This is a genomic window from Bifidobacterium sp. ESL0769, assembly GCF_029395495.1.
In the GTDB taxonomy this organism is placed as follows: Bacteria; Actinomycetota; Actinomycetes; order Actinomycetales; family Bifidobacteriaceae; genus Bifidobacterium.
On record NZ_CP113918.1, the window covers coordinates 571,380 to 593,746 of the forward strand.

Sequence of the window (22,367 nt, forward strand, 5' to 3'; positions counted from 1 at the left end):
ATATTCGGAGAACAATACAAAAGAAAGATACGACGGAAAGATGGGCTACGGCGACATGACAAGGCAAACGGATTCGCAAAATCAGCCAACCCCAACCTTGGCACAACTGACCACCATCGGTGTCGGCGGAGCTGCCGATCGGTTTGTCGAGCCGCAGAGCGAAGAGGAATTCATCGACGCCGTGCGTGACGCCGACACCGCTGGCCTGCCGCTGTTGGTCATTGGAGGTGGGTCTAATCTGCTGGTCGCCGATGAGCCGTTTCATGGCGTCGTCGTGCGCGATGCCCGCCGAGGTATTTCGGTGTTGGACGACGATGCCCATGCCGATGTGGACGCTGGCACTGTTGCCGTCGTGGCGCAGGCGGGCGTGAACTGGGATGATTTCGTGGCCTCTTGCATCGATTCCGGTTTTTCGGGGATTGAAGGACTCTCCGGGGTTCCTGGCTCTGTCGGGGCTTCGGTGGTGCAGAACATCGGCGCCTATGGCCAGGAAGTCGCTTCCTGTGTCTCCTCTGTCCGCGTTTTCGACCGGGAAAACCAGCGCATATGCCAGCTTGACCGTGACGAGATGCATTTTGGATACCGTAGTTCGGCTTTGAAATCGAGTATGTATGCCGCTCCGGCAACTCCGGCCGGCAGCTATTTCCCGACGCCGCGCTACGTCGTGCTCGCTGTGACATTTACGCTGCAACGCAGCGAAACCGACGAGGTCGCGTTCGATCAGCTGGCCAAGGCTCTTGACGTCGAGGTGGGGGAGCAGATGCCTAATTCCGACATTCGTCAGGCCGTGCTCAAGGTGCGTGCCGCCAAGGGCATGTTGGAAGACCCGAGCCGATACCTGCTGCCTTCGATGCGCGGTTGCAAGAATTTCCATACCTTTGCTGATGCATTCTCGGCGAACGAACTGGCAAGTCGCGAGAGTTCGACCAATGCGAGTGGCGAAGCGGGATTTCCGGTGGACTTCGACCGTCACAGCTGTGGCAGTTTCTTCATGAACCCGATACTGACAAAGCAGCAGGCGGCCAAGCTGCCTCCTGAAGCCCCGCAGTTCAAAGCGTCGCTACCAAGCGGTGAAGCCGGTATTAAAACCTCAGCCGCATGGCTGATTGACCACGCCGGTTTCCACAAGGGTTACAAGGTGCGTCCCGATGCCAAGGCCGGCCTCTCGACGCTCCACACGCTCGCGCTGACCAATCGTGGCGGCGCCCATGCCAGCGATGTCGAAGAACTTGCCCAAACCATCCAGAACGGCGTCGAAGACCAGTTCGGCATCCGCTTGGTGCCCGAGCCGGTGGTTGTCGGCGTGGACCTGCGCTGAAACCGGTAACGTCGTCGTCATGTCATCTCCATATGCTTTCGGTAGGTCCATTCACTTGAGGTTGAGAAACGGATGAAGGGAATAGAAGGGGATAGAAAGTCATGAATCTTTTCAGAACGAAATCGGTGGAGCAGGCGCTGGCCGAAACTGCTACCGGCGACCGCAAGCTGGTGCGCAACCTCGGGGCTTGGGATTTGGCCGTCATGGGGGTGGCCGTCGCCGTCGGTGCGGGCATCTTTTCCATCGGCGCACAGGCCGCGGCTTTCCACGCCGGTCCTGCTGCCATCCTGAGCTTCCTTATCGCCGGCCTTATCTGCGGGGCAGCGGTGATGTGCTACGCGGAGTTCGCCTCGATGATTCCCGCCGCCGGTTCCGCCTATACATTTACCTATACGACGGTCGGGGAGCTGGTGGCTTGGATCATCGGCTGGGATCTAATCCTTGAGATGCTCATGGCCGGTTCCGTCGTCTCCAAATATTGGAGCGTCTACCTCAATGATTTTCTGCGTCTGATGGGCTTCAATTCCAGCACGGAAATTCATTTCGGCTGGTTTACTTTTGATTGGGCGCCGCTGATCATCGTCGGGTTCTTCACGATCCTTCTGGTGCTCGGCACAAAAATCGGTGCCCGCGTTGATGGTGCGTTCACGATTCTTAAGATTGGCATCGTCGTTTTCGTGGTTATTGTCGGCTTTTTCTATATCAAAATGTCGAACTACACGCCGTTCATTCCGCCGTCTGAACCTGCAAGCAAAGTGCTCGGTCCGGCTTCTGGCGGTGCGATGACCCAACCGCTTCTGCAATGGGTCACCGGCCAGCAGCCCACTGTTTACGGCGTTTCCGGTATCGTTTCCGGTGCGGCTTTGGTCTTCTTTTCGTTCTTGGGTTTCGACGTGGTGGCCACGGCCAGTGAGGAAGCCAAAAACCCGAAGCGCAATGTGCCGCTGGGCATTGGTATCGGCATGCTCATGGTCATCGTCATGTACATGCTTGTCGCCATCGTCACCACGGGCATGGTCTCCTACAAGGATCTGGCCAAAGCCAAGGATCCGTCGTTGGCCACAGGCTTCGAGCTTGCGGGCGCGACTTGGGCCGCTAAGATCATCTCTTTCGCCATCGTCATTGGCATGACCACTGTGGTCATGGTACTGCTGCTCGGCCTGACCCGTGTGGTCTTTGCCATGAGCCGTGACGGCCTTCTGCCGCGTGGCCTTTCCGAGGTCGGTAAGCACGGCACGCCGGCCAAGCTGCAGATCGCCGTCGGTGTGCTTGTCGCGTTCGTCTCGTCCTGCTTCAACGTCTCCATCCTGGCCGACATGGTCAATATCGGAACACTCTCTGCCTTCACGCTGGTCGCCATTTCCATACCGATCATGCGCAAGAAACGTCCTGATTTGCCGCGTTCGTTCAAGATTCCCGGTAGCCCGTGGGTGCCGATTCTGATTGCCGTGGCCAACCTGTGGCTGATGCTGAATCTGACAGTTCTGACGTGGATTCGTTTCGTGGTCTGGTTGCTGATTGGCTTCTGCATCTACTTCGGCTATTCCTATCGTCACTCTTTGCTCGGTACCGGGCAGCTTGACAAGGATGTGGAAGAGGCCGAGGAAAACCTGGATTTGGCCGGCCTGACGGAAGAAAATACCGAGACTCGGAGAGCCTAGGTTCGTGTTGTCGGCGGCGCTCGTCCGTCGTTGCTTAATCGTAGGCTGATACTACTTGAAGCTTGTAAGGAGGCCTCTTCAATGGCTTATGTGATTGCTCAGCCCTGCATCGACGTCAAAGACAAGGCGTGCGTGGACGAATGCCCGGTCGACTGCATTTACGAGGGCAACCGTACGCTTTACATCAATCCCAACGAGTGCGTGGATTGCGGTGCTTGCGAGCCCGTGTGCCCCACCGAAGCGATTTTCTACGAGGATGATGTGCCCGAGGAGTGGGCCTGGTACAAGGATGCTGCGGTCACGTATTTCAACGATATCGGCGATTTGGGCGGTGCCCAGGCCGCCGGCCCGTCCGGCAAGGATGAGGCTCGTATCGCCGCGCTTCCTCCGCAGAATCAAGACTGATTCTTAGGTTTCGTTTTATAACCCCGCGTGTCTCCACTTTCCAGTGTGAAGCTCGCGGGTTTGCATTTGTAGGCATGGCCCTAGTTCCGTCCATCGTTTCCCAACCATGCGAGCATTTCAAAGGTATCTTTGAGCATTGTGGAAACGATTTAGACGTACTTCGGATTTTTGGTCAGAATAAGGTCTATTCGAAGGTAATTTCATTGGTTGCGTGACATACGGAGATGCCTTTTGGCGCCCTCGCCGGTATCATCGCTAGTATATATTTTTCATCGAAGTGACGCGGAAGGCGACGTGAGATGGGTTTTTACAGGTTTGATTCTCCCTACGATTGGAATCGTGTCGCACCGTACAAAGAAACCGCCAAAAACGCTCCTGGTGGCATGATCGACCTTTCCGTCGGGTCGCCCGTTGATCCGGTGCCAGCGAGCGTGCAGCAGGCGCTCGCCGACTCTTCTGATGCGCCGAACGCCCATGGCTATCCCACCGTTGCTGGAACTGAGACGCTGCGCAAAGCCGTGCGTGAGTGGTTCAAAGCCAATCGCGGTGTCGATTTCGGGGCGATTGGTGCTGACTTCGTGCCCACCGTCGGCTCCAAGGAGGCCGTGGCGCTGATGGCGTCGCTGCTGCATTTCGGTCTGGGCGATGTCATCGTGCAGCCCGAAGTGTCATATCCCACTTACGATATCGGCACCCAACTGGCCGGTGCCAAGACCTATAAAGCCGCCGATATTGCTGATGTGGATTCATGGCGTTCCGTTCCCGGAGTCAAGGCCATCTGGGTCAATTCCCCGTGCAACCCGACCGGCGAAGTGCTATCAGCTTCGCAGCTGCACGGCATCGTCGCTGCGGCTCGTGAAATCGGCGCTGTGGTTCTTTCCGACGAATGCTATGGACTGCTCACGTGGGATGATGGCAATGATTTATCTGACAGTGCCAAGGTCGAGGCAGGCAACGACCAATCTGCTGGGCGTTCAGATGGCGGATTGCCCGAGAATATTGGGAAGAATGCCGTGGACGACCTCGAACCTGCTCCCTGTATGCTGCAGCCCGACGTTTGCGACGGCAGCGCCAAGGGCATTCTCGTGCTTTACTCGCTGAGCAAGCAGTCCAACATGGCCGGCTATCGCACCGCGCTTATCGGCGGTGACCCTGACCTCGTTCGCCCGATGACAGTCTATCGCAAGCAGATCGGCGAGATCATTCCTGGCCCGATTCAAGCTGCAATGGCCGCGGCGCTGCATGATTCTGGCTCGGTCCGCGCCCAGCATGCCCGCTATGCCGAACGTCTGCAACAGCTGGTCGAGGGCCTGCGCGCTTATGGCTATGACGCACACATGCCGCAAGGTGCGCTTTACGTCTGGGTTCGCGCGAAAAGCGGCAATTGCTGGCAGGATATGGCCGATTTGGCCCGTCTGGGCATCATCGCCAGCCCCGGCGAGTTCTATGGTGCCTCCACCCACTTGCGTTTCTCTGCCACCGCCCCCGACGCCTCCATCGCCGATGTCGTCTCTCGCCTTCGTCGCTGAATAACTACGAATCAGTGAGAAAAGCACTAAAATAAGGCGAAAATGTTGCTTTTCTCACGGTTATGGGGCTTAATTGAGGAGAAAAGCACCTTTTTGGGCTCATTTTGTTGCTTTTCTCACGGGTTCAGGACTTAACTGTGGAGAAAAGCACTATTTTGGCTTCCGTTTGTTGCTTTTCTCACTGGTTATGACATTCGGTTGGTGTTCTGCCATTCGTAGGTTCGTGGTACGCCGGCTTCGGTGAGCTTTCTCACCAATGGATCGCGTTGCATCACTTCTGGGTAATCGAGTCTGACAATCTGTGTAATCGGAGTTGAACTGAGCAAATTACGTTCGCGTTCCTTTTCTTCATGGACAACTTGTCTGATGTCGCGTTTCCTGGTCATTGCAGGGTCGACGTACTTATCAAGCCCATCAAATTCAACGGCCACGATACTTCCGTCATATCGTGGATATGCCATGTCGACGCGGTAGGTATGAGAGCCGTATGCATCACTTATGTTGAATTCCCGTTGCAGCTCGGGAGTGGCAAACCCCTGCTCAAGCATGACTGCGCGGCATAGTGATTCCCCACCATTTTCGCTTTTCGCATCAGCATAATGCAGCAAGGGTAAAAGCGCTTGTTTGCAACCGCGAATCTCGGAAGCAACCTGTCTTATCGTATCTGTTGAGGCCTGGTGCTGGCGCAATGCGGAGTCGACGATCGGCAACACCTCATGGAATTGGTAACGCATGGCGCAATCCACGATAGCTCTACTTACCGAGGTGACACAGGAGTGACTGGCACGGTAGTCTTCTATATTGGAGACGTGGATATATTGTGTTATGTTATCGGGCTGATTCCCTATGAACTGCTGGGAGGCAAGGAATACAAGGTTGTTGCGGTGTAGCCAGGATGGATACTCAAGATTGTACGTACTGATGGCACTTATGCCGGCGAATATCCAATCCGGATACCATTCATGTAAGCCGCGGATAATCCACAGATAGTGTTCATTCGGGTTGAGGCTCTTCCAAGTGGATGTTTGAGCATACAATCCATGACGGGTTCGTGTTACCTCTCCAGATTCAACCAGTTTTCGCAGTGTCTGTTGGCTGTTGTGATCCGACAAGTGCAGGCAGCGTCGTTGCGCCTCCGCTTTGCCAAATTCATTCATGATACGTTGATTCATCTTCATATAAGAGACGTTACGGCAATTTGCGATTTTAGCGAAGGCTTTCAGAGCACTGTGGTCGGATGCTCCTACTTATCCACAATTTCGGGCGTGTTGCTTCTATGTTTGTTGCTTTTCTCCTCAGTGGAATCGTGAATCAGTGAGAAAAGCAACAAAAAGGGCCCTCAAAAGTGCTTTTCTCACTGGTTAAGTTCAGTACCAGTGAGAAAAGCACTAAAACCGGGCTAAAAAGGTGCTTTTCTCCTCAGTTGAGCTCTGAATCAGTGGGAAAAGCGCCAAAAAGACCGCCCGATGGTGCTTTTCCCACTGATTTACTGTTCCGGCTTGCTGCTGTTGGCGATTTGCTTGGCTTTCCAGTCGCCGTGTTCTAGGCCGAGGGTGGCCGCGCCGGTTCCGTAGCGCTCGCGGACGGCGTCGAGCACGGTTTCGGCGGTGCGGATGCGGCTCTCGCGCTTGGCTCGCTCGTTTCCGTTGCTGTGTCCCTCTTTGAGTTTTACAACAGCCGATGCGTGGCTTTGGACATCGGAATCAGTGTGTTCCGTAGATGGGTCGGTGCTTGCACAAGCATTGTCATTCGATATTTCGCTACTGGTATCTTGAGCGTTTTCGGTACCGGGCAATTTGTGCTCGCGAGAGCTGCGGGTAGTGTTACGGGTGGTATCTATGGCTATGGTATGCGTCGGCTTGTCATCGTGCTCATTTACAAAATCGTCAGCGTGACCGTCAGCGTAATCGTCATCGGTGCGGTTGACATTGCTTGCATTGCCATGATTGCTGTCGTCATTGCCGTTGTATCTGTTGCTGCTGCGGTCGTCTGCGATAGGCCTGTTACCGCTGGCGCTTTGACCGCTTCTATTACTGGTTCCGAAGCCGCCACCAAGCAAATCGTCAATCGTCAGCTGTACCGGAGTGGAACCCTTGGCACTCAACGAGCTGGCGCTGACACCTGCGAGCCGAATTTCACGCGGCAGGGGAGTGTCGTCGCTGGCATCGGCCGGCATCCGCAGCATCGCTTTCAAAAGCGTCACGGATTCGGGATACATCGCCGCCGCGGTGTCGATGGGTCGTTCCAGCGTGTGCGCTTTGGTGGAATAGCTCAGGTCGGCAAACCGCAGCTTCACCGTCACCGTCCGTGCCACCAAACCCTTCTGTCGCAAGGTGTGCGTTACTTCGTTGCTGCAGTGATGCAGCAGCTCCCGAACTTCTTCGAAATTGCGCGTGTCCTGCTCGAAGGTGATTTCGGCGCCGATGGACTTTTCCGGCGCGTGGGTGACGATAGGCCGCTCGTCCTCTCCGCGTGCCGCAAGATAGAGGTTGTGCGCGGTGATTTTCGAGCGTGTCGCCTGCAGCAGCGCCGTCTCGTCCATTTTAGCCAAATCGGCCACACTCTTGACACCCCACTCGTTAAGCCGTTTCTCGAGTGACGGCCCGATGCCGGGAATCCCGCGCAAGGGCATCATCTGCACGAACTCAGCGTGCCGTGCCTTTGGGATGAGCAGCATCCCGTCCGGTTTGGCGTTGGTCGAGGCCATTTTCGCCACGAGTTTGTTCGCCGCAATGCCCACCGAGCAGGTGATGCCGAATCGTTGCGCCACTTGTGCTCGTATCCAGGCCCCGATAACGCTCGGCGACTTCCAGCGCAGCAGCGCGCTCGAAACGTCCATATAGCCTTCGTCGACGGAGACCTGTTCGATTTGGTCAGTGACTTGCCGGAACACTTCGTCGAAAATGCGTTTTGACATCATCCGGTAATAGGTCATGTCAACCCGCACGTACGCGCCGCCGGGGCAAAGCTGTCGCGCCCGCACCATAGGCATCGCCGAGTTGACACCGTATTTGCGTGCTTCGTAATTGGCCGCCGATACCACGCTTCTCGGCCCTGGCCAGCCAATAATGACAGGTCGTCCGCGCAGCTCCGGGTGCCGCGCGATTTCCAGCGAGGCGTAGAAGGCGTCCATATCGATATGCAGCACCGTGCAACCGGTCTCGTCGTGACCCCAGTCGCGTTTCGCGGCGGCGTTCCTTGGTGCTGTGCTCATGTTCCCATTGTAATTCCGGGCTTGCATCGTTCTTGCCGGTTGTGAAATCATTTAGAGACTATCGGCGTAAGTAATCGAGATGGATTCGAATAGAATTCAAACGGGTTTGCAAACGGTGCTTCGAACGAGTTTCGAGCAAGATCCTACCCGGTTTCGTGCGTAGCTCGAACGCAGCTCAAGCGCAACGCTGGTAGCAAACCAGCTATGTCATGTTGCAAAAACACCCTTCAATTACTGGTCATTGTGGTGTAGTTTAGGTGATTATGCCGTCCTCTTCATCTTCGCCCCAGACTTCTACTGAAAGCCTGCCCCAGACTCAACCCGAGCCCCAACCTCGCTCCGGAAAGCCGCGTTCCGCACGAACCGAGGTACCGGGTTCGCGTTTGGACGTCATATTCAATCGCATTCCAGTCGTTCTTATTATTATGGGCGAAGGCTTGATGATTTACATGGCCACTTCCGTTGCCAAGCTTGCGTTCACTCAGCTCGACCCGCTGCTTGCGGCCTGGTATCGCATCGGTTTTGGGGCTCTTCTCATGATGATCTGGCGCCGACCGCTCTCGAAAGCGAAGCGTACCGGCCTGCCGCGCTCCTCGCGCGAATGGTGGATCGTCGCGCTCGCAGGCATCTCCGTGATGCTGATGAACACGCTGTTTTACCTGGGCATGAGCAACATGGACATCGGTATCGCGGTTTCGATAGAATTCATTGGCCCGCTCGGCGTCGCCGTCCTGACCGGTCGCAGCTGGCGCGAACGCGTCGGTATCCTACTTGCGGCAGGCGGCGTGGTGCTGTTGGCCGGTGTGTCGTTCGCAAATCCTGCGAAATACCCGCATTTCATGATTGGCCTCATCGCGGTTCTCGCTGACGGCGTGATGTGGGGCTGCTACATCGTCTTCGGCCGCATGGTCGCCAAGCGCTCCAATCCGCTCGATTCGCTGGCATTGAGCATGTTCATCGGCTGGCTGGTACAGTCCGTTTTCCTCGCAGTTCCGGCGGTCAAAGGGGTTATCAGCCCCAAACCGAGCGCGACATGGGCGCGTGGCGAATTCGGCTCGCTGAAGTTGCTCGGCGTGATGCTGGTCGTCTCGGTTTTCGCTTCGTTCCTGCCCTATATCATCGACCAGGTCATCATGCGCCGCATCTCTTCCGCGCGCTACTCGGTTATCCAAGCGATCAATCCAGTGATGGCCTTGCTGGTCGGCCTGATTATCGGGGAGATTCCGACGCCGGGAGATTTGGCGGGCGTCGCTCTGGTCATTGTGGCCGTAGTGGTTACATTCTCGGGCCAACACGCCCCTGATCCGGAAACGATGTAGAAGCTGGAAGACACGAACGAAATTCGGAGTGGCGTGCGTCGCCTGATGCTGATATAGTATTGAAATGTTGCGCTCGCGAATGCGTTCGCAGCTCGGAGCTGTGCCTGAGTGGCCGATAGGGGCACCCTGCTAAGGTGTTAACTGCGCAAGCGGTTCGAGAGTTCGAATCTCTCCGGCTCCGCGAATAGGGCTTTCAAGGATTTCCTTGGAAGCCTTTTTCTGTGCGGTTTTCTTGCAGTTGCAAGGGTTTTCAGGGCTTTTTTCTTCCTTTGTTTGTGTCTCAGGTTGTCTTACAATAGGTCGGGATAGCGTATACTTATGGTACGTTTTGTGGTACGCACCCGGCTAGAAGGGTCGGTGTGATATGCCGAGGAGAAAAGCCATGCGTTCGGAGTTCGGGAACATCAGGACACGCCTGAACCGTAAGGGTGAAGCTGTGTCGTTATTGGCACGGTATAAGAATCCGCGTACATACAAGGACGTTACCAAGAGATTCCCGTTGGGTGCCAAGGCAATTGCTCAGGCTTGGCTGGACAGCGAGGAGAAGTACCGGGATGAGTGCTTCCGTGATGGCATAACTTGGCTGTCGCCTAAGGAACGTGAGGCTGCCGATGTGAAAAGCAAGGTGGCGTTCTCTGATTATGCAGCTGACTTTTTGGAGCATTACCGTGCAACTGATGGTTCCAAGCTCACTGAGGCATCGATGCGTAAGAAACGCGAGGCGGTTGACCATCTGGATGGGTTCTTCGGGGACATGCTAGTTGCTTCAATCGATGAAGAGGACGTGAACCGTTGGTACGATGATTTTGACAAGGGGCCTCACGCCAAGCGTCGTGCGTACCAGACGTTGAAGGCCATTTTCCGTAAGGCCATCAGGGAAGGCATTGTCGAGAAGTCTCCTTGCATGAGGCCCAATCCGAAGTTGCCTCAATCCGAACAATCCAAGATTCCCGAAGCCACTCGGGATGAGCTAAGGGTGTTGTATGAGGCCATGCCCGAGTATTCCCGTATCACCATATACCTCGGTGCAGTGTTCGGCTTGCGTATCTCTGAGGTATGTGCCTTGCAACGGCGTGATTTCGATTTCAAGCGTGGTGTGCTGCATGTGCGTCATGCTGTGGGACGTGGCGAGGGGGATGTTGGGGCGTCGGTGCTTAAGGGCACTAAGAACGAAAGCAGCCATGCCGACATGCCGATTCCGGACAAGTTTGTGCCCATGCTCAAGGATCATCTTACTCGATATTCCGGTACAGGACCCGAGGCCATGGTCATACGGCCAAAACGGAGCGCGATTATGTCCACGGGAACTCTAAGACAGCAGTTCGATGTTGCTCGTCTGGTTGCTGACCGTCCTGATTTGCATTTGCACACACTCCGTGCCACGGCCATTACCGCAGCCTCTCGTGTTGGTACCCCCAAGGAGGCCCAGCTGTATGGGCGGCATGCTGATGAGAAGATTAGCATGGAATTGTATCAGCGTGCCAATGATGAGGGCGAGAGACGAGTGGCTAATGCGGTCTTTGATTCCGTCGTTGCGCCCGAACGTACCCCAGAACTTGTGAAGTCGGAGTTAAAACAGGCTCGTGGGAAACTGCGGGAGTACCAAAGAAAAGTCGCTAAACTTGAACAGGAATTGGCTGCGCTTTCCTGACTATTAAATAATTGCAAAGTCTCACTTCGAGTGACGTTTTCTGCATAAATCTGCGGATTTCTCTGTGGGTGAAATAATGTTTCTGTGTTCATTCTGTGGAGAAAACTCATGGTAATACGGAAAATTTGCTGAGACGCGATTTTTGGATATCGAGACGCCTGTCTTGACTTTCGAGTTACCTTGTGCTACTTGCCTCTAAACCCTTGGAATCTAGCCGTTTTGCCGTGGTATTCTGATTCCTGTCAGTCCCGGTGAGCTTCGTTGTGAAGCATCACGAGGTTGGCGGCAATTAAGGAAATGGAAGGCAGTGAGTGTGATGGCAGGTTCGAGGAAACTGAGCAGTGAGGTTGACTTGCACACCCCCGATTTTTCAGGGTTGCCTGAGCTTCTCACGTTGAATGAGACATCCAAGCTTATCCGGTGCAGTCGTGCAACGACTTACCGGCTGATAGCGAAGGGGCGTCTTGACGTCTTCCGTCCCACGCCCCGGAAAACCCTCATCTCGACTCGTTCGATTCGAAGGCTTTTTGGGAGTCCATATAACCAATAAATTGGCATTGGCGGAGCGGTCTTTTGCTTGCTGGCTCTGGTCGCCCCGCTTCTGCCTTCATACTCAGGAGGTTAAACCATGAGTACAAAGAATCATATTAACAATAGTTCGGATGTCGGCAAGACATTCGATTTGATCGGCTCCATTGAGGAGGCCACTTCCAAGAATACCGGTAGGGTTTATCAGTACTTGCAGATAAGCAGCATAGATGGATACGAGTTGGGACGGTTATACCCGTCACCGCTAGAAATGCACTATCTTTGCGAGGATTCTGAAGATTCTAATGGGAGCGTGGCATTATGACGCACACGTTATTCTCTGAATTACGGAGGGCTTATCCCCATACCATTGCATATGCCGTTGTCGTGACGGTCGCGGAGCTGTTTCTTGCGATGGGATTGGGAACCCATACCCCGGTATGGTCTGGCCTGATGCTGGTCTTGTTGGCGGTGGTCTCCCCGCTTTCGGTCATTCTGCCTTTGAGGTATAGGAAGTTGCGAGTCTGGTTGGCGTCCGACCCCGGTATGGGGGATAAGGCAACAGGGGATGCCCGTCAACGCAAGGCCTCTTCGATGATCCGGCAGACTTGGTACACGGGTGCGGTTCCAGAGAGGGTCGGTCTGGTCAGGGACAAGGCTCTTCCTCCTGTTGATAAGGCGTCGCTGGAGCAGGAGCACAAGGAACGGGAATACATGGCCGAACATCAGCCGACCTCTGCCGCCATAACTCTGGAAAAGGCCAAGGTGCAGGCATGGTGGTACGCGGCCACACATGTGACTCCCGCTCTCGGTGTCCAGTACGGCGACGAGCCTGACACTCTCAAGGTCGTGCTGAAAGCCGTGCCACCCATCACCGTCAAGGACATCACCGACGCCCTTGCTGCCTACGGAACCGGTTTCTTCGGCTTCGGGTTCGATATGCCCGTGGTCGATGAGACTGATGTCCGGCTGGTGCTGCACCTGCAACCCCGCGAGTCCTGGGCGCAAGCGTCATGACCGGCGACCGTCCGATTGATGCCGCCCCTGTTGTGTTCGGAATGAACCAATGGGGGCGGCTTCTTATGCATGACTTCGCCCGTTCCTCGTCCCACTGTCTGATTACGGGGGTGACTCGTTCAGGCAAGTCCTCGCTGGAATACCGGCTGCTCGCCAAGCTGTCCTCCTACCCGTTCGTGAGGGTAGTCGGCTGTGACCCATCAAGCCTCCTGCTCGCCCCCTTCGCCTCAAAAGGCGGGAAGCTGGTGGCGTTGGGTGACGATATCGGCGGTCATGTGCGGGTATTGGAGTCGTGCGTCGAGGTGATGAACCAACGTCTGGATTGGCTGCTGGGGCGTCGCATGGACAAGATGGTCGCTTTCACGCCTTCGCGCCCTCTGTTGGTGGTGGTGATGGAGGAGGAGCTGATGCTCTCCCAGCTTGCCAAGGCCTCCGACGCGGCCTCCTCGCCCAAGGGCAGGGATGAGGCCCGTATCAAGGCGTTGCTGCTTCGCCTGTTGGCTGGTGGCGCCAAATGCGGCATCCGTGTCATCCTGTCGATGCAGAGGCCCGATGCCGAAATCATGGGCGGTGCCGCCCGCAGCCAGTTGGAGACCCGGTTCCTGCTCCGCAGCGACGAGCAGGGCATCCGCATGGCCATCCCCGAACTGGACGACTCCCAGCGGCTGCAATTGTCCCGTGCCTTGCCCGGTGTCGGCTTCTACATGTCTCCCGGCGTGCCCCCGACCCTGTTCAGAGGCATCCAGACCGGCTACCGCCAATACGTGCAGATGATAGCTGAGGGATGAAGGGGTTGCAATGGGGCGGCGAAGCTTCGGCGGAGCCGCCCCCCTGCTTGGCACTTGAGTATGTTCCGCGCCGACCCGCCCGGCTTCGGTAAGGACAAGACGAGCCATGGCGCTATCCCAAGTCCCAAAAAACGGCATCGCTGCGAATGAAAACAACGGGCATAAGGGCGTTCGATACCGGTACAAAACCGTACGCCACTGTCCGAAAACCCTTAAAGCCTGAGGAAAAACCGAATATGCAGACATAAAACCGTCCGCGCCCACGTGCTTCTGAAAGCGCACTGGGCCGCGCAATGCATTTCTAGTAGGAGCCCAAATAGGTTCCCCGTAGGCTGTGCGCGTTCGCGCCGAGAAGCTTGCGGAAATCAAGGCCGCAAGGCCACGGGAGGTTTTCGACGGGAAGTGCGCCAAGTATTACAAAGCGCACTTCCGCGCGTCTGCCGACCATCCCGCAGAATAATAGGAGTAAGACATTATGAATAAGAAGTTTAATGTCAGTAAAAGAAAGAACAAACAGAGCAGGGACTGGATGCTGACAATCCCCGCTGATAAGCACACCGAAGCCGATGTGCGGGCACTGTTTGAGAAGCTGTCCACGGGTGCGGTGTTCCAGAAGGAAAAGGGAAAGGAGAACGGGTATAAGCATTTTCAAGCTTTCTGCCAGTTTGACGGGCCGACCCGCTGGCAGACGGTGAAAAATGAGCTCAAGGAAGCCGGGTTCGACGACACCCATATGGAGCCTCGTAAGTTGACGGTGGCCGAATGCGTCGATTACTGCTCCAAGGAGGACACACGCATAGGCGAAACCGTGCATATCGGTGAAATCGACCTGCGTGACCAGCAGGGAAAGCGCACAGACCTCATAACGATGCGTGAGCAAATCCTCGAAGGAGCTTCCGTGGACGACATTCTTCTTGAGGATGATGAAGGCAAGGCCGCGAGGTACACAAAGTACCTGAACGACCTGAGTGCCGCCCATGACCGGGCCGAGTATGGGAATACCACCAGAGACTTGGACGTGCATTACCTGTACGGCGACCCCGGGGTCGGGAAAACCAGCTACGTCTATAGCAAATACCCCATGGAGGATGTGTACCGGGTCACTGACTATACCCACCCGTTCGATACATACCATGGGCAGCCGGTGATGATGTTCGAGGAATTCGAGTCCCAGATCAACTGGAGCGAGATGCTCTGCTACCTTGACCGCTACCCGGTGGAGCTCCCTGCAAGATACCACAATCATCAGGCGAAGTACACAACAGTGTGGATTACCAGCAACCTGCCGTTGGAAATGCAGTATGTGATTGTGAAAGGCACCAAACGCAAGGCGCTGACCCGGCGCATAGGAGAAATCATCCATATGGGTGAGGGAGGGGTCATCCTCAGCAGAGAGACCTCCAAGAAAGTTGTCAAGCCAGTTGTAAAGGATGCCAGACCTGCTCCGCGACTCGTTCAGCCTTCCCTCATACAACTGGAACAACACGGAAAGGCCAATCCGAAGTCGGCAGAACCCATTTTCACCAAAGAGCTGGCGTCCGAATACCATGCTCCGGAGGTAACGAACGACAAGGATAAACAGTAGAGGATTCTGCGGTTTCTAAGGCCTTCGGGGGGCGCCCTGAGTTCCCTCGCCAATGAAGGAGCCTCCTGCCGGTGATCGGGTATTGGTCACTGCCGGGAGGCTTTTCTTGTGTCCGGTGGTTTCGGTTTCCGGATTATGCTGTTCTTGTTCCCACCCACTCACCACCTGCATTCTGACCAGTCTGGTCAACACCAGAAGTCACCTTATCCATAACCTTCTGGCCACGCTTGAGAACCTTATTAGAAACCTGAGTAGTGACAGTAGGCTGGAAGTCCTTACGTACTTCGAAAGGAGCAACATTGTAAGTTTGGTGCTCAGGGTCATTATCTCTAAAAAGGACCTGTCCTGCTGAAGTACTCAACATGCCATATGTAACATCATATCCAATTTGTGGTGAAACATTGCCATTTCCAGTTGCAGTCCAAGGGATATGCATTTCAGTACCATTAGTATAACCCTCATAATGCCCATTACCTGTAGCATCGAATTTAGCAGGCCCATTCATATCAATAGTAAAATGCACCCCCGAAGTATAATTCCCAGCAGCATCATGCAAACCTACATTAACAGTCCCTGTACGTTCTGCTTGTGTATAGTTATGGCCACCACCTGCATTAGTAACTACTGCATTAGATGCCTGAGTCCAAAACTGGGCAGCCAAACTAGCAACTGCAGGAAGACTAGCTCCATCAAGAGCACCATTAGACTTCCACCAAGTCCAAATTTCCTCCGAAGCATCATGAACATTAAGATGGTCATGAATAGCATAAGCAACAGCAGCCTGAGTCATATCTGACATGTCGGAAGCATGCTGATTAATCATAGTTGCACCAACACCCGAGTCACTACCGGTCAGGGGAGTCCAACCGCCAGCGCTACCTACAATAGTACCAAACTGAATGCAATAAACAGGCTTACCATCGACCATCATGATAGGGCCAAGTCCAGCAGCACGAGTGCCTACCCAAGCAGACCCATGACTAAATGGAGCCTCCCAATACCCAGCTACCAACCCGGGGCCGGAAGCTGCTTGGGCGGAAGTAACCGCTATAGTGCCACCCGCTAACATTGTGGCTAAAGAAGCCAGAATACCCACGAGCTTGCGGGTGAAGCCTCGTGGGTTGTGAGAATGTTTAATTCCAACCATGAAAATACCCTTCCAGTACTCATATAAGATACGACGCTATGTGCATCGAACATCAAGATGAAAATAGAGGAAAAGGATACCGATGGAAGAAAGGGAATGAGAGAACAGACGAAAAATGATGAAATGTCTAAATAGAAGAATAGAAATGGCCTAAGAACTTAATTGAAAGTTCTTAGGCCATGTATTATAGCATACTATAAATATGTTGATTAATGACAAATTCCAATTGAATCCCCACCATTGCCTACGCAAAGACCAGGAGTACTGTTCCAAGAACCGCCACCATGTGTATCCAAATTTTCAGAAATGTGGTAATCACCATTACCACCAGAGGGTGCAGGAGCATTGTAATGAGGAGCGGAATAACCACCGGAATAGCTGGAACCGCTACCGACTGCTGAATACCCGGAACCACTGTAGCTACCACCCGAATACCCAGAGCATCCATTGGAACCAGAGGACTGTGCTGCCTGAGCCTGTGCCTGTGCGTCCTGAGCCTGTTGGGCTGCTGTGGCATCGGCCTGAGCCTTGGCCTGAACACTGGCGTTCACGGCGTTGACGGCGTTGTCAAGAGAAGCCTTGGCATCGGTGAGTGACTTGACGGTGGCCTTCTTATCAGAAGCAGCCTTCTTGGAGGCGTTGATGGCATTCGTCAGGGCGTCCCTAGTAGCATTGTCGGCCACCTTGCCATCCGTGGAACCTAGCACGTTGTTGGCATTGGCAAGGTCATCATTCAAGGTTTTCTTTGTTTGGGATTCGAGTTTCCCGTTCTGTTCGGTGATTTTCGCCGCTTGTGTCTTCATGTCTGCGGCGTTCTTGTTCAATTGATCAGTAGCCGCCTCGGCGTCGCATGAGTCTTGCTTGACCGTTACATCTTTGGCAGGCTTCACGGCTGCGGCTTTCACGGATTCCGTATAGGCTGCGTTGACGGTCTTGAGCTGCTTCGCCTCGTTCTGGCAACTGCCGATGGCCTGGGCGTGAAGGGCCTGCCGGTGGCTGTTCCAAGCGTAATATCCGCCACCACACGCCGCTACCAGCACGACCGCGGCTATCGCTCCGATGACGGCCTTGTGGCTGACACCCTTCTTCGGTTTCTCCGCTTCTTCTTTTGACATCATTGACCCTCACATTTTGGTAATACACTCATTATGTCTTGAGGTGTGCTCATTCCCATCACGTTTTATTTTGTCATGTAGGCATGACCATGTGTGCATGGCAATGGGCTTGCATTGGCTGTATGAGGATTGATGGAAGCAGTTGGGACGATTACGCCCGTGAGCTTGGTCTGAACATCGCGAGGGTGCGCGAGTCCAAGGGCATGTCTCAGGATGAGGTTGCTGCCGGTGCCTGTCTGTCCCGCTTCACCTACTGGAAACTGGAACGCGGCGAGTCCAACCCCGGCACTCCTGCCAACCCCAGCTTGCGTAATCTGCTCGCCGTCGCCCAGTCTTTGGGCGTCGATCTGGAAGATTTGTTGCCGGGCACTGTACCTGACCTCCGTAACAGATGAGCACGCTCTATGATTCAATGCAATTGGGTACATGAATTTTTCCTGAGGTGTCTGATTTTACCGATGATGGATTGGAGAGAGTATGACGATGGGTTGGCATTCCGGTAAGGCTGGTAGTGATGGCTGGTCTCAGTATTTTGGAGATTTGAATGGTGGTGACGAGGCATTCAGATTGACCTATGATGTGTATCTGGATGGGCGTTGCGAGAAGTGGTGTGATGCTGACTTCACTTCTCTTAACGATTCGAAAAGGAAAACTGAAACGGGCGATGCTGCCCCATTAATTTTTATAGGTTTTAATCCAAGTGTTGCCGGAATTCCAAAAGACGGCAAACCTCAGACGGATCAACAGATAAATGATGGTGATGATACTGCCTATTATGTGAAAAAAGCTGTTGCCGGTGAAGTAAATAAGACATTTTGGAAGTTGGATAGTGTTCTTCAGCGTAAACATATAATTTTCGTTAATCTTTTTCCTATGCATACTTCCGGAGCTGGTGGTTTTTACGCTTGGCTGGATGGTGTCATTGGTGACTCAACTGACTATCAGAAGTGTTTTGATTCGCTTTGGGGAAATAGTTTTATCCGCGATGCATTGGATGAGCCAAGGAAAATAATAGATATCTATCCCGATGCTCCCGTTGTTCGCGCTTGGGGGTGTGTCACAGATAAAACAATGCGTGAGCAAGGGGTCGTTAAATGTGCTATCGACAGGTTGGCTGAAGCAGATTCAGCCCGAAACCACAAGTGGTTCAGGCTTGAAAAAACTAAGCAATCTCAGGATTTGCCTAATGACGTAGAGGATAGTGTATCCGATGAACCCAATAACTTGGCTTACGATACAGGTGAAGGAAAAAGATACAACGCCTACTCGTGGAGTGGCAGGAGTTCGCTCCGTAGTTATTCGTGCTGTAAGGAATTTAATTGGCTTGCCTAGTTCAATATTTGTTTGAGAATCGAATGTCTCAGTTTGTCTCATAAGGTCGCAGGTTATACCTACACTAGGTCGCGTTTGAGGTTTCGCTGAGGTGAAACTGTGATAAGAAACGTTGAAAATAAAGGGAAAGCTCTTTGATAGTCGGAATCTCTCCGGCTCCGCTTTTTGAGGTATAAATGAAGACCAGTCGGGAGTAGGCTCAGGCTTACTCCCGACTAGCGTTTCAGGGTGTTTTCAGAGTCGTTGGTATCGGCATATTGCACGGTATGCGATTACATTTTGCCGCGTTCCCATTCCTCTTTCGTAATAACCCGCAGGATGGCGTCGTAACTGCGATCGATAAGCGGGAAGTAGTCGCTGTCCTTGCGGCACACCGCCTGCATGCCGCAGTGTTCCATCACCTTGCCGGAAGCGGGATTTTCGGCGTAGTGGCCGCCCCATACGGCGTTGCATCTAAGGTCCACGAACGCATGACGGATCATCGCCCGCAGCGCCTCGGTCATCAGGCCCTGTCCCCAGAACGGCCGCCCAATCCAGTAACCGAGCACCCGGTCGCCGTCGTAGTGGGCAAGAGCCCGTTCCATCTCGCTTTCGTCGACGCCGTCGAACAAACTATGTGAATCGATGGCTTCCTGCACGAATTCGCCGGCATGGTCACCCGGTTCGGCTTTCTTGAGTTCGATGGCGCCGATTGGGCAGTCGTCGTTGTCTTCGCCGCGCAAAGTGATGGCGTAGTTCTCGTCGCCGGTAAAGACGTTGTCGAGCGTATTTATGCTTTCCTCGACGCTGCGGTGTGGCATCCAACCGCAGCGAATCCCAATTTCCGGGTCGGAGGCATAACGAAAGAGCGATTCCGCTTCGGCACGGTCTCCGTGTTTCCAAGGCCGCAAAATAAGCCGTTCGGTAGTGATTTGCATAGCTCTAATGTAATAGTCGAGTCAGACGGCCGGAGGCCTTACAACAGGTGGCAATCCGTTCGAGCGATATGAGTTGCAAAATGCCGAGAACTGTTGTGGAAAGCCGTGAATCGAAGGGTTTGGAAGCCAGTATGGGGAGCTGAGGAACATCCTTGTCCCCTGCTCCTTAATCGGTCAGTGTAGCAGACAAAATCCGCGGGTCGGGTCAAAATCCATTTTTTGATATCGCGAATAAGAATTTTCACAATTGACTTTTATCATCAAAAAGTAATAAGTAACGCAAGTATCGTGAATTTGCGTTTTCGTCGCCTGAAAGTGCGTTAATCGGGAAATTGTGACAGGATGCCCGTAACCAAAAGTAAAGTGGATATATCAGAATATTTCATCTCATCAATCGGAAGGCGGCTCAGTGGGCAGCGAGCATAACGACATCATCGATGGGTTTTCCACGATTAGAAACGCTGCCGGCGCCCCCGCAGAGGATTCGTTGATCGAAAAGAAGTCCGAATTCATCGGCGATGCCTGCCATATCGAGACTTTGGATGAAGCGCTCGCGTTCGTACAAGCCGTGCGTGATCGGCATCCGAAGGCCCGTCATGTCGCTTTCGCGGCCATTTTGGGTGCGGCCGAGGGCTCAGCCAAGGAACGCATGAGCGACGATGGGGAGCCAAGCGGCACTGCGGGCAAGCCGATTCTCGACGTCATTCGCATGGGCAAGCTCACCGATTGCGTCATTACCGTCACCCGCTATTTCGGCGGCATCCTTTTGGGCTCCGGCGGGCTGATTCGCGCCTATTCCACGGCCGCGTCGATGGCGGTGAAGGCGGCTGACGTCGAGCGGATCGTGCCGATGCGTCATTATCGAATCGTGCTGGAATACCCGTGGCTTGGCCGTTTTGAGCAGTTGCTTGCGCAGGCCGGCGGCAACGAAGAGGGTAAGGAATTCACCGACCGAGTCACTATGCGTTTCGCTGTACCCTCGGCCAATGCTCAGGATTTCGAAATGCGCGTCCGTGAAGCGTTCAACGCTAGGGCGCGCTTATCGCGTCTCTAGCCCTGTTCCCTTTAATACTGCGAATTTGATTTTCGAGTGGACAACGATTCTCCGGCTCGCGTTAAGCTGGAATCATGAGCGAAATGGAACAGGACGAAACGAAGCAGAATCAAGGCACGATGCCCGAAGGCGGGGCAGAAGGGAATAATGCCGGGGCAGATGTTCCCGCCTCTGTGCCCGAAAATGCGGTAGATAATGGTGCCGATGATAATACTGATACGCCGAATGCTTCTGATATTCTGAATACTTCCGATACCGCTGCACCTTCCGACAGTAATTCTGACGATGCAGCCGCTGGTCCCGCTCCTGAAAGTGAGACGACCACTGATTCTGGCGGCGACGCCGGCGATGACGATTTCGAGCCGCTCACCGACACCTACGAAGAGCTGAGGCACACGCAGGATTCCGCCGAGTTGAGCGCCGCAGCGCGCGAGCCGTTGCCGCCGAGGTCTGAGCAGGCCGCTTTTTCGCGTGCCACGGCATTGCTTGAGGCGGTGGCAGGCAATCAGAACACCCCGCTGGAAGACCGTATTTTTCTGGCGTCGACGATGCCTTTCCCGAATATTCTGGTCAAGCTTTCCGAAGATGAGAATGATGACGTCCGCGAAGCCGTCGCCGCCAATGCCGATGACAAGAACTGGCTGGTCGGCAGGCTTACCAAAGACAGGTCGGGCAAGGTGCGCGAAGCCGCGCTGCGCAATCCGCAGACCTCGTGGAAGATGCGTCTCGAAGGCGCGCAAAATCCCGAGACCTCGGCCGATACCCTCGATTTCCTTGCCAAGCTCGGCGTCGAAACCGAACCCAAGGCCCCCACGATTCTTGCAGCGATGGTTCGCCGCGCCGCTGCGCTCAATCCGAATTGTGCGCAGGCCACTTTGCAACGGCTCGCGCAAGACGAGTCCACCGATGTCAGTCACGCCGCACAAGGCAGACTTGGCTGAAGGTCGCGCTACTGGCAAGACAATCCTGCGAGGAACAAAACAGTCCTGCTGGTTTTCGTACCTTTTGAGTCGATAAAATGTACGTTTTCTAGCGGATTGTCTTGTCTTTCGTGCAATCAAAACTGGAGAGTCTCCGAAACGTGGCCAGGACCTGTGCAAAGCAGCCGTTAGTGGGAAAATTCATTATGCCGACATCACCGTTTCGCCACGTTGCGATTAGTCAGGGGTTTAGGTACAATGGTGAGTTGTTGTGTTTCCCTAGAGGGGTCCTTCAAAGCGCTTTCCCACTCGCACTAGGACTTTCAGGGAGCCCACGGATAAAGCGGTCGGAAAGGCATCATCGTAAGGTTTTGCCGATTTGGCCGGGAACACAATATAAAGAAAAGGTACACTCGTGAAAACTTTCACACCGAAGCCAGCTGATCTGACTCACGACTGGTACATCATTGACGCCACCGACGTGGTGCTGGGCAAGCTTGCAACCAGGGCAGCGCTTTTGCTGCGCGGCAAGAACAAGCCGACCTTCGCTCCGAACGCCGATTTGGGCGATCACGTGATCATCATCAACGCCGAAAAGATTGCGTTGACTGGCAAGAAGATGGACAAGGTGCTCTATGCGCACTCCGGTCGTCCCGGCGGCCTTCGCGCCGACAGCTACGCCGATTTGCTCAAGCGCAACCCTGAGCGCATCGTCCGCGAAGCGGTCAAGGGCATGATGCCGAAGAACCGCCTGTCCAAGGTCGAACTCGATCGTCTCCACGTTTTCGCTGGTCCCGATCACCCGCACACCCCGCAGAAGCCCCAGCCGGTTGAGATCGCTGCGGTTTCGCAGCAGGCCAAGTGAAC

General features: G+C 54.4%; 18 protein-coding genes, 1 tRNA gene and 1 pseudogene. 15 read left to right on the forward strand and 5 right to left on the reverse strand.

From position 1 onward, the window contains the following. The first annotated feature begins 55 nt into the window (after positions 1–55). The 4 genes from OZX72_RS02100 to dapC all read left to right on the forward strand — a co-directional run bounded on the left by OZX72_RS02100 (position 56) and on the right by dapC (position 4,913). Positions 56–1,318: a UDP-N-acetylmuramate dehydrogenase gene (locus tag OZX72_RS02100; protein ID WP_277158797.1), complete on the forward strand. Its 1,263-nt coding sequence runs from the start codon at positions 56–58 to the stop codon at positions 1,316–1,318. 101 nt (positions 1,319–1,419) lie between these two features. Continuing rightward, positions 1,420–2,979 (forward strand): amino acid permease, encoded by a 1,560-nt coding sequence (locus tag OZX72_RS02105; RefSeq protein WP_277158798.1) that lies wholly within the window; start codon positions 1,420–1,422, stop codon positions 2,977–2,979. Between the two features lie 81 nt (positions 2,980–3,060). Continuing rightward, positions 3,061–3,384, forward strand: coding sequence for a ferredoxin (gene fdxA / locus OZX72_RS02110; RefSeq protein ID WP_277143793.1), 324 nt, complete (start codon positions 3,061–3,063; stop codon positions 3,382–3,384). 299 nt (positions 3,385–3,683) lie between these two features. Then, positions 3,684–4,913 (forward strand): succinyldiaminopimelate transaminase, encoded by a 1,230-nt coding sequence (gene dapC / locus OZX72_RS02115; RefSeq protein WP_277158799.1) that lies wholly within the window; start codon positions 3,684–3,686, stop codon positions 4,911–4,913. A 185-nt stretch (positions 4,914–5,098) separates the two neighbouring features. Here dapC and OZX72_RS02120 read toward each other — a convergent pair whose 3' ends face one another. Further along, positions 5,099–6,091, reverse strand: a complete 993-nt coding sequence (locus OZX72_RS02120; protein WP_277158800.1) for a hypothetical protein — start codon at positions 6,089–6,091, stop codon at positions 5,099–5,101. An 875-nt stretch (positions 6,092–6,966) separates the two neighbouring features. After that, a pseudogene (gene dinB, locus OZX72_RS02125) lies at positions 6,967–8,127 on the reverse strand (DNA polymerase IV); the annotation flags it as partial. A gap of 425 nt (positions 8,128–8,552) precedes the next feature. On the opposite strand from dinB, the gene OZX72_RS02130 reads away from it, so the two are divergent. From OZX72_RS02130 to OZX72_RS02155, 6 genes are all read left to right on the forward strand, one after another. Then, positions 8,553–9,446 (forward strand): EamA family transporter, encoded by an 894-nt coding sequence (locus OZX72_RS02130; RefSeq protein ID WP_277158801.1) that lies wholly within the window; start codon positions 8,553–8,555, stop codon positions 9,444–9,446. A gap of 94 nt (positions 9,447–9,540) precedes the next feature. Then, positions 9,541–9,627, forward strand: a tRNA-Ser gene (locus tag OZX72_RS02135). A gap of 201 nt (positions 9,628–9,828) precedes the next feature. After that, the gene (locus tag OZX72_RS02140; protein WP_277158802.1) at positions 9,829–11,097 is read left to right on the forward strand and encodes a tyrosine-type recombinase/integrase; all 1,269 of its coding nucleotides are present in this window, start codon (positions 9,829–9,831) and stop codon (positions 11,095–11,097) included. Between the two features lie 942 nt (positions 11,098–12,039). After that, a complete protein-coding gene (locus tag OZX72_RS02145; RefSeq protein ID WP_277158803.1) occupies positions 12,040–12,642 on the forward strand; it encodes a hypothetical protein in 603 nt (200 codons plus the stop codon). Next, positions 12,639–13,430: a hypothetical protein gene (locus OZX72_RS02150; protein ID WP_277158804.1), complete on the forward strand. Its 792-nt coding sequence runs from the start codon at positions 12,639–12,641 to the stop codon at positions 13,428–13,430. Before OZX72_RS02145 ends, OZX72_RS02150 begins: the two co-directional genes overlap by 4 nt. 529 nt (positions 13,431–13,959) lie before the next feature. Next, complete coding sequence (locus OZX72_RS02155; protein WP_277158805.1) at positions 13,960–15,015, forward strand: hypothetical protein; 1,056 nt, start codon at positions 13,960–13,962, stop codon at positions 15,013–15,015. A gap of 133 nt (positions 15,016–15,148) precedes the next feature. Here OZX72_RS02155 and OZX72_RS02160 read toward each other — a convergent pair whose 3' ends face one another. Both OZX72_RS02160 and OZX72_RS02165 read right to left on the reverse strand, forming a co-directional pair. Then, the gene (locus OZX72_RS02160; RefSeq protein ID WP_277158806.1) at positions 15,149–15,946 is read right to left on the reverse strand and encodes a hypothetical protein; all 798 of its coding nucleotides are present in this window, start codon (positions 15,944–15,946) and stop codon (positions 15,149–15,151) included. Between the two features lie 425 nt (positions 15,947–16,371). Continuing rightward, entirely contained in the window at positions 16,372–17,280 is a 909-nt protein-coding gene (locus OZX72_RS02165; protein WP_277158807.1) for a hypothetical protein, read from the reverse strand. Positions 17,281–17,399: 119 nt separating this feature from the next. On the opposite strand from OZX72_RS02165, the gene OZX72_RS02170 reads away from it, so the two are divergent. Both OZX72_RS02170 and OZX72_RS02175 read left to right on the forward strand, forming a co-directional pair. Continuing rightward, positions 17,400–17,672 (forward strand): helix-turn-helix transcriptional regulator, encoded by a 273-nt coding sequence (locus OZX72_RS02170; RefSeq protein ID WP_277158808.1) that lies wholly within the window; start codon positions 17,400–17,402, stop codon positions 17,670–17,672. Positions 17,673–17,754: 82 nt separating this feature from the next. Further along, positions 17,755–18,609 carry a hypothetical protein gene (locus tag OZX72_RS02175; protein WP_277158809.1) on the forward strand — a complete coding sequence of 285 codons (855 nt, stop codon included), beginning with the start codon at positions 17,755–17,757 and terminating at the stop codon, positions 18,607–18,609. A 272-nt stretch (positions 18,610–18,881) separates the two neighbouring features. Here OZX72_RS02175 and OZX72_RS02180 read toward each other — a convergent pair whose 3' ends face one another. Then, on the reverse strand, positions 18,882–19,526 hold the full coding sequence (locus OZX72_RS02180) for a GNAT family N-acetyltransferase (protein ID WP_277158810.1): 645 nt from the start codon (positions 19,524–19,526) through the stop codon (positions 18,882–18,884). Positions 19,527–19,977: 451 nt separating this feature from the next. Between OZX72_RS02180 and OZX72_RS02185 the strand changes: the two genes are divergently transcribed. The 3 genes from OZX72_RS02185 to rplM all read left to right on the forward strand — a co-directional run bounded on the left by OZX72_RS02185 (position 19,978) and on the right by rplM (position 22,365). Continuing rightward, complete coding sequence (locus OZX72_RS02185) at positions 19,978–20,580, forward strand: YigZ family protein (RefSeq protein WP_277159335.1); 603 nt, start codon at positions 19,978–19,980, stop codon at positions 20,578–20,580. A 239-nt stretch (positions 20,581–20,819) separates the two neighbouring features. Continuing rightward, positions 20,820–21,521 carry an AbrB family transcriptional regulator gene (locus tag OZX72_RS02190; protein ID WP_277159336.1) on the forward strand — a complete coding sequence of 234 codons (702 nt, stop codon included), beginning with the start codon at positions 20,820–20,822 and terminating at the stop codon, positions 21,519–21,521. A gap of 394 nt (positions 21,522–21,915) precedes the next feature. Then, positions 21,916–22,365, forward strand: a complete 450-nt coding sequence (gene rplM, locus OZX72_RS02195) for a 50S ribosomal protein L13 (protein ID WP_277143808.1) — start codon at positions 21,916–21,918, stop codon at positions 22,363–22,365. The last annotated feature ends 2 nt before the right edge of the window (positions 22,366–22,367 follow it).